At 71.5% G+C, this 4235-nt stretch carries 6 protein-coding genes; 4 read left to right on the forward strand and 2 right to left on the reverse strand.

Annotated features, from left to right (window positions below):
* Together VIU94_RS01005 and VIU94_RS01010 are read left to right on the forward strand one after the other, a co-directional pair.
* On the forward strand, positions 1-390 hold a 390-nt coding region (locus VIU94_RS01005), incomplete at its 5' end, for a peptidoglycan-binding domain-containing protein (protein WP_331906463.1).
* 151 nt (positions 391-541) lie between these two features.
* Positions 542-1924 carry an FAD-dependent oxidoreductase gene (locus tag VIU94_RS01010; RefSeq protein ID WP_331906465.1) on the forward strand — a complete coding sequence of 461 codons (1383 nt, stop codon included), beginning with the start codon at positions 542-544 and terminating at the stop codon, positions 1922-1924.
* Positions 1925-1950: 26 nt separating this feature from the next.
* Here VIU94_RS01010 and VIU94_RS01015 read toward each other — a convergent pair whose 3' ends face one another.
* On the reverse strand, positions 1951-2544 hold the full coding sequence (locus VIU94_RS01015) for a TetR/AcrR family transcriptional regulator (protein ID WP_331906467.1): 594 nt from the start codon (positions 2542-2544) through the stop codon (positions 1951-1953).
* A gap of 97 nt (positions 2545-2641) precedes the next feature.
* Between VIU94_RS01015 and VIU94_RS01020 the strand changes: the two genes are divergently transcribed.
* Positions 2642-3037 (forward strand): nuclear transport factor 2 family protein, encoded by a 396-nt coding sequence (locus tag VIU94_RS01020; protein WP_331906469.1) that lies wholly within the window; start codon positions 2642-2644, stop codon positions 3035-3037.
* Positions 3038-3137: 100 nt separating this feature from the next.
* On the opposite strand, the gene VIU94_RS01025 is transcribed toward VIU94_RS01020, so the two are convergent.
* Positions 3138-3827, reverse strand: coding sequence for a DUF998 domain-containing protein (locus VIU94_RS01025; RefSeq protein ID WP_331906471.1), 690 nt, complete (start codon positions 3825-3827; stop codon positions 3138-3140).
* Between the two features lie 154 nt (positions 3828-3981).
* Between VIU94_RS01025 and VIU94_RS01030 the strand changes: the two genes are divergently transcribed.
* Positions 3982-4235: YciI family protein (locus VIU94_RS01030; protein WP_331906473.1), on the forward strand; the 254-nt coding region annotated here is incomplete at its 3' end.

Below are 4235 nucleotides of genomic sequence, written 5' to 3' on the forward strand. Positions count from 1 at the left end.
GTCGGATCCGGCGCCGAGGGCGAGACGGTCGCCGCGATCCAACTCCTGCTCGTGGCCCACGGATACCGTACCGACGCCGACGCGCGCTTCGGCCCCGCGACGACTGCCCGTGTGACCTCGTACCAGCGGGACCGATCCCTCGCCCCCGACGGCATCGTCGGCCCGGACACATGGCACGCCCTCATCGTCGACGTCCGCGCCGGCGACCGAGGCCCTGCTGTGACAGCCGCCCAGCGCCTGCTCACCGCCCACGGCCACCCCGTGACCGCCGACGGAGCGTTCGGCCCGGGGACCGCCCAGGCCGTAACCGCCTTCCAGACCGCACGTCGCCTCACCGCCGACGGCATCGTGGGTCCGAACACGTGGTCGGCCCTCGTCGACCCCGTGTGATCGCCGCTGCGCTGCTTCACCAGGGCCCGCATGTCACCCAGAGCGGCTGCGCCACACGCCGGGGTCGTGCGCCCTCAATGATCCTTTGCGCTGGTCGGCGCGGGGTGTGTGACGTAGGAGCGGGCGCTTCGGCCTGCGCATGCTGGTGCGCATGACGAAGCATCAGAACTGGGGCAAATCGGTGGTCGTCGGCGGGAGTTACGCGGGGCTCGTGACCGCGCGGGTCCTGGCCGACTTCTTCGACGAGGTGGTCGTCCTTGAGCGGGATCCCGTCGACGAGGACACCGGCAGCCACCCGGGCGCACCGCAGGGCTATCACGCACACGCGATGCTGGCCAAGGGCGGCGAGGTCCTGGAGAAGCTGTTCCCCGGGCTGCGCGAGGAGCTGCGCGCGGCCGGGGCGCCGGTCTTCGACTACGGGGAGGGCATCGACTTCCTGCTGCCCGCCGGCACCGCACCGCGGACCCGCACCGGCGTGGAGATCCAGACGTTCACCCGCGACGAGCTGGAACGGCGGCTGCGCCGCAGGGTCCTCGCCCTGCCGCAGGTGACCCTGCTGCCCGGCACTTCGTGCACGGGCCTGGTGCGCGACGGTCAGGGGCGGGTGAGTGGGCTGACGTACCGCCGGAGCGAGGACGAGGGGGAGGGCGGTGGCCGGTCCGCCGGCCGGACGATCGAGCTGGCCGCCGATCTGGTCGTCGACGCCTCGGGCCGGTCCAGTGCCCTGGAGGGGTGGCTGGGCAAGCTGGGCGTCACGGTTCCCGAGCAACGGACGGTGAAGGCGAAGGTCACGTACACCTCGATGAACTTCGACCGGCCCGAGGAAGGACATCCGGACTTCTTCGTCGCCTATCAGATGCTGTTCGCACCGCGCGTCGCCCGCGCCGGGGTGCTCCTGGCCGTCGAGGGCGGCCGGTGGACGTGCTCGCTGTTCGGGTTCCAGGATCAGCCGCCGACCGACGACGCCGGATACCTGGAGTTCGCCCACGGCCTGGACAACCCGCACCTGGCCGAGCAGCTCGCCCGCCGGACCGTCCAGGAGCCCACGTACCGCTACACCAACGTCGACAATCGGTGGCGGCCGTACCACCTCGTCAAGGACTGGCCCGACCGGCTCGTCGCGGTCGGGGACGCGGTGTGCGTCTTCAACCCGGTGTACGGGCAGGGCCTCACCGTGGCCGCGATGGAGGCCGATCTGCTGCACCGGATGCTCGGTCGGCGGCGGGCCGCGGGGCGGGGGCTCGACGGCGCCGCGCGGGACTTCCAGCGGCGCGTCGGGCGCATGCTTCTCGCCCCCTGGACGCTGTCCACCAACTCGGACCTGATGTGGAACCCGAGTCAGCAGCCGGCCGGCGCCCGGTTCGCGCACTGGTACAACACGCGGCTCTTCAGGGTCGCGGTGAAGGACGCGGCCGTGTGGTCCCGCTTCGTGCAGGTGGTCAACATGACGGCCTCCCCGGTCGTTCTGTTCCACCCGGTGGTGGCGGCGAAGGTGCTGGCGGCCGCGTTCATGTCGTCAGGCGGGGGTCGCTGAGCGGGGGCCTGCGGCTGGGCCGGCCGTCATGACGGCTGCGGGAGCCCCGAGTCGATGATGTGCTCCGCGAGTTCGCGGGAGGCGGCCTCGGGACGGATGTCGGGGCGGGTCGCGCCGGCGGCGAGAAGGCCGTCGACGAGGATGAGCAGCTGGTCGGCGGCGAATTCCGGTCGCGTGTGCCCGAGGGCGCGGAATTCGTCGGCGAACAGGCCGTGGACGGTGCGCCGGTAGGCCCGGGTGACCTCGTGGCCGGGGTGGGCCGGGTCCGTGAGGGCGAGGTCGGCGGCGAGGTAGCGGCAGCCGTGGAAGTCGGGGGCGGACGCGATGCGGCCGAGCCGGTCGACGACCGCGAGGAGCCGGGCCCGGGGGTCGTCGCCCGCGGCGGCCAGCGTCGCGCGGTAGTCCGCCTCGTCCTCGGAGGTGCTGCGGCGCAGCACCTCCGCGATGAGTCCGTCCTTGCCCCCGAAGTGCTCGTACAGCGAACGACGGGCGACGCCGGCCTCCTTGAGGAGGGCGTCCACGCCGACGCCGACGCCGTAGGTGTACGTCAGCTGCTGGGCGGCGAGCAGCAGCCGTTCACGGGGCCCGGGCTTGGCTGCCGGGTTGGCGGAGGTCGTCATGGCGTGATTGTGGCAGCTCTTGACGCGGTAGAACAACCGGTCTATCTATTGAGGTAGACCGAATGGTCGATCTCTCATCTCTCCGCAGGAGGATTCGATGTCCGTCCGCAGCACCGTCGAGGTCATGGACCGTTTCAACCGTGCGTTCGTCGAGCACGAGGCCGGTCTCCTGGTCGACCTGATCGCCGAGGACTGCGTCATGGAGAGCGTCCAGCCCGCGCCGACGGGAGAGGTGGTCCGCGGCCGCGAAGCGTGCGAGGCCTGGTGGGCAGCGCTCGCCGACGACCGCAGCACGCAGTTCACGCCGGAGGAGACGATCGTGGCGGGCGATCGCGCGACGATCGTGTGGACCTACCGCTTCGGGGACGGCCCCGACGAGTGGGTGCGCGGCGTCAACGTCATGCGGGTCGCGGACGGCCGCATCGTCGAGGCCCTCGGCTTCAGCAAGACCGCGGGCGAGGTCCCGCTGGCCTCGGAGTCCGACGGGGCGTGAGGGTCGTGGCGGGCCCCCTCGGCGGCACGCGCATGCGAGAACGGCCTGGCCGAAGCCGGGCCGTTCTCGCGGGGCGTCCTCGCTCGTAGGCGCAGGCGGGTCAGTGGCTGCTGCGGTACCGGTTCGCGATCAGGGAGATCGCGAGCATCGCGGTCATGACGCCCACGGCCAGGGTGAGCGTGCCGGCCTTGCCGCCGGTCATGGACCAGCCGTTGCCGAGCAGGAGGGCGGTGCCGCCGATGCGGGCGAGCAGGGTGTAGCCGCGGTTTCCGGCGCGGTTGAAGTGGCGGGCCAGGACGTAGCAGGCGGCGATCATCGAGAGGAAGGTGATCGAGCCGGCGGCGAAGTGGGCGTAGCTGTGCCAGGTGAGTTCGGCGGGCATTCCGTAGGGGGTGCCGACGGGGAAGCCGTCGGCGGGGTCCATGACGAACACTCCGGCGGCGATCATGCCGATGCCGGCGACCCGTACCAGCCGCGGCGCCCAGGCGCCTCCGGGGGTGCCGTGCAGGGCTCGGTGCAGGCCGGTCGCTCCGAGGGTGAGCAGGGTGCCGACGATCAGGAAGTTGGTGATCTGGAGCCAGCCGAGGTCGCCGTTGCTGAGCGCGCTCAGGGGGTGGCGGGTGATGTCGAAGCCGTCTCGGGCGGCGGCCTGGGTCAGGGCGACGACCGCCCAGAGCGGAGTGGCGACGACCGCGCAGGTGAGCAGGGAGCGGGTGGCGCGCTGGGCGGCCTGGGCGCCGGTCGCGGCGGCGGCGGTGGAAGCGGTGCGGCGGTGGTCAACGGTGCTCATGGCGGGGTCCTTTGGGGTTCGTCGTGTTCGGTTCTCGCTGACACGTCGATCCGATGATGTGACAGGGAATGCCGAGCGTTCCCTGTCACATGGCTTCGTTCGACGTGTAGGCAGACAGAGGCACGACACGGCACGACGATGAAGAGGAGTACCCATGCGCTTCCTGATGACGACCAAGCCTTCCGACGCCGCCCCCGACGAGGCCCTGTACATCGAAATGGGCAAGTTCATCGAGGAGTTGACGGCCTCCGGTGCGCTGCTGGCCACCGGCGGTCTCGAGCCGGGCGGCATCCTGGTGAGCTCGTCCGGTGAGGAGATCACCGTGACGGACGGGCCGTTCGCCGAGGCCAAGGAGGCCGTGGCCGGCTTCGCGCTGATCGAGGTGCGATCCAGGGAGGAGGCGATCGA

Origin of the sequence: Streptomyces sp., from assembly GCF_036566765.1 — a bacterium.
In the GTDB taxonomy this organism is placed as follows: Bacteria; Actinomycetota; Actinomycetes; order Streptomycetales; family Streptomycetaceae; genus Streptomyces.

Bases quoted from the DNA above. Each gene is read 5' to 3' on its own strand.
- VIU94_RS01020 (WP_331906469.1), top strand. From the start codon at position 2,642: ATGTCCGTCCGCAGCACCGTCGAGGTCATGGACCGTTTCAACCGTGCG.
- VIU94_RS01010 (WP_331906465.1), top strand. From the start codon at position 542: ATGACGAAGCATCAGAACTGGGGCAAATCGGTGGTCGTCGGCGGGAGT.
- VIU94_RS01025 (WP_331906471.1), bottom strand. From the start codon at position 3,827: ATGAGCACCGTTGACCACCGCCGCACCGCTTCCACCGCCGCCGCCGCG.
- VIU94_RS01015 (WP_331906467.1), bottom strand. From the start codon at position 2,544: ATGACGACCTCCGCCAACCCGGCAGCCAAGCCCGGGCCCCGTGAACGG.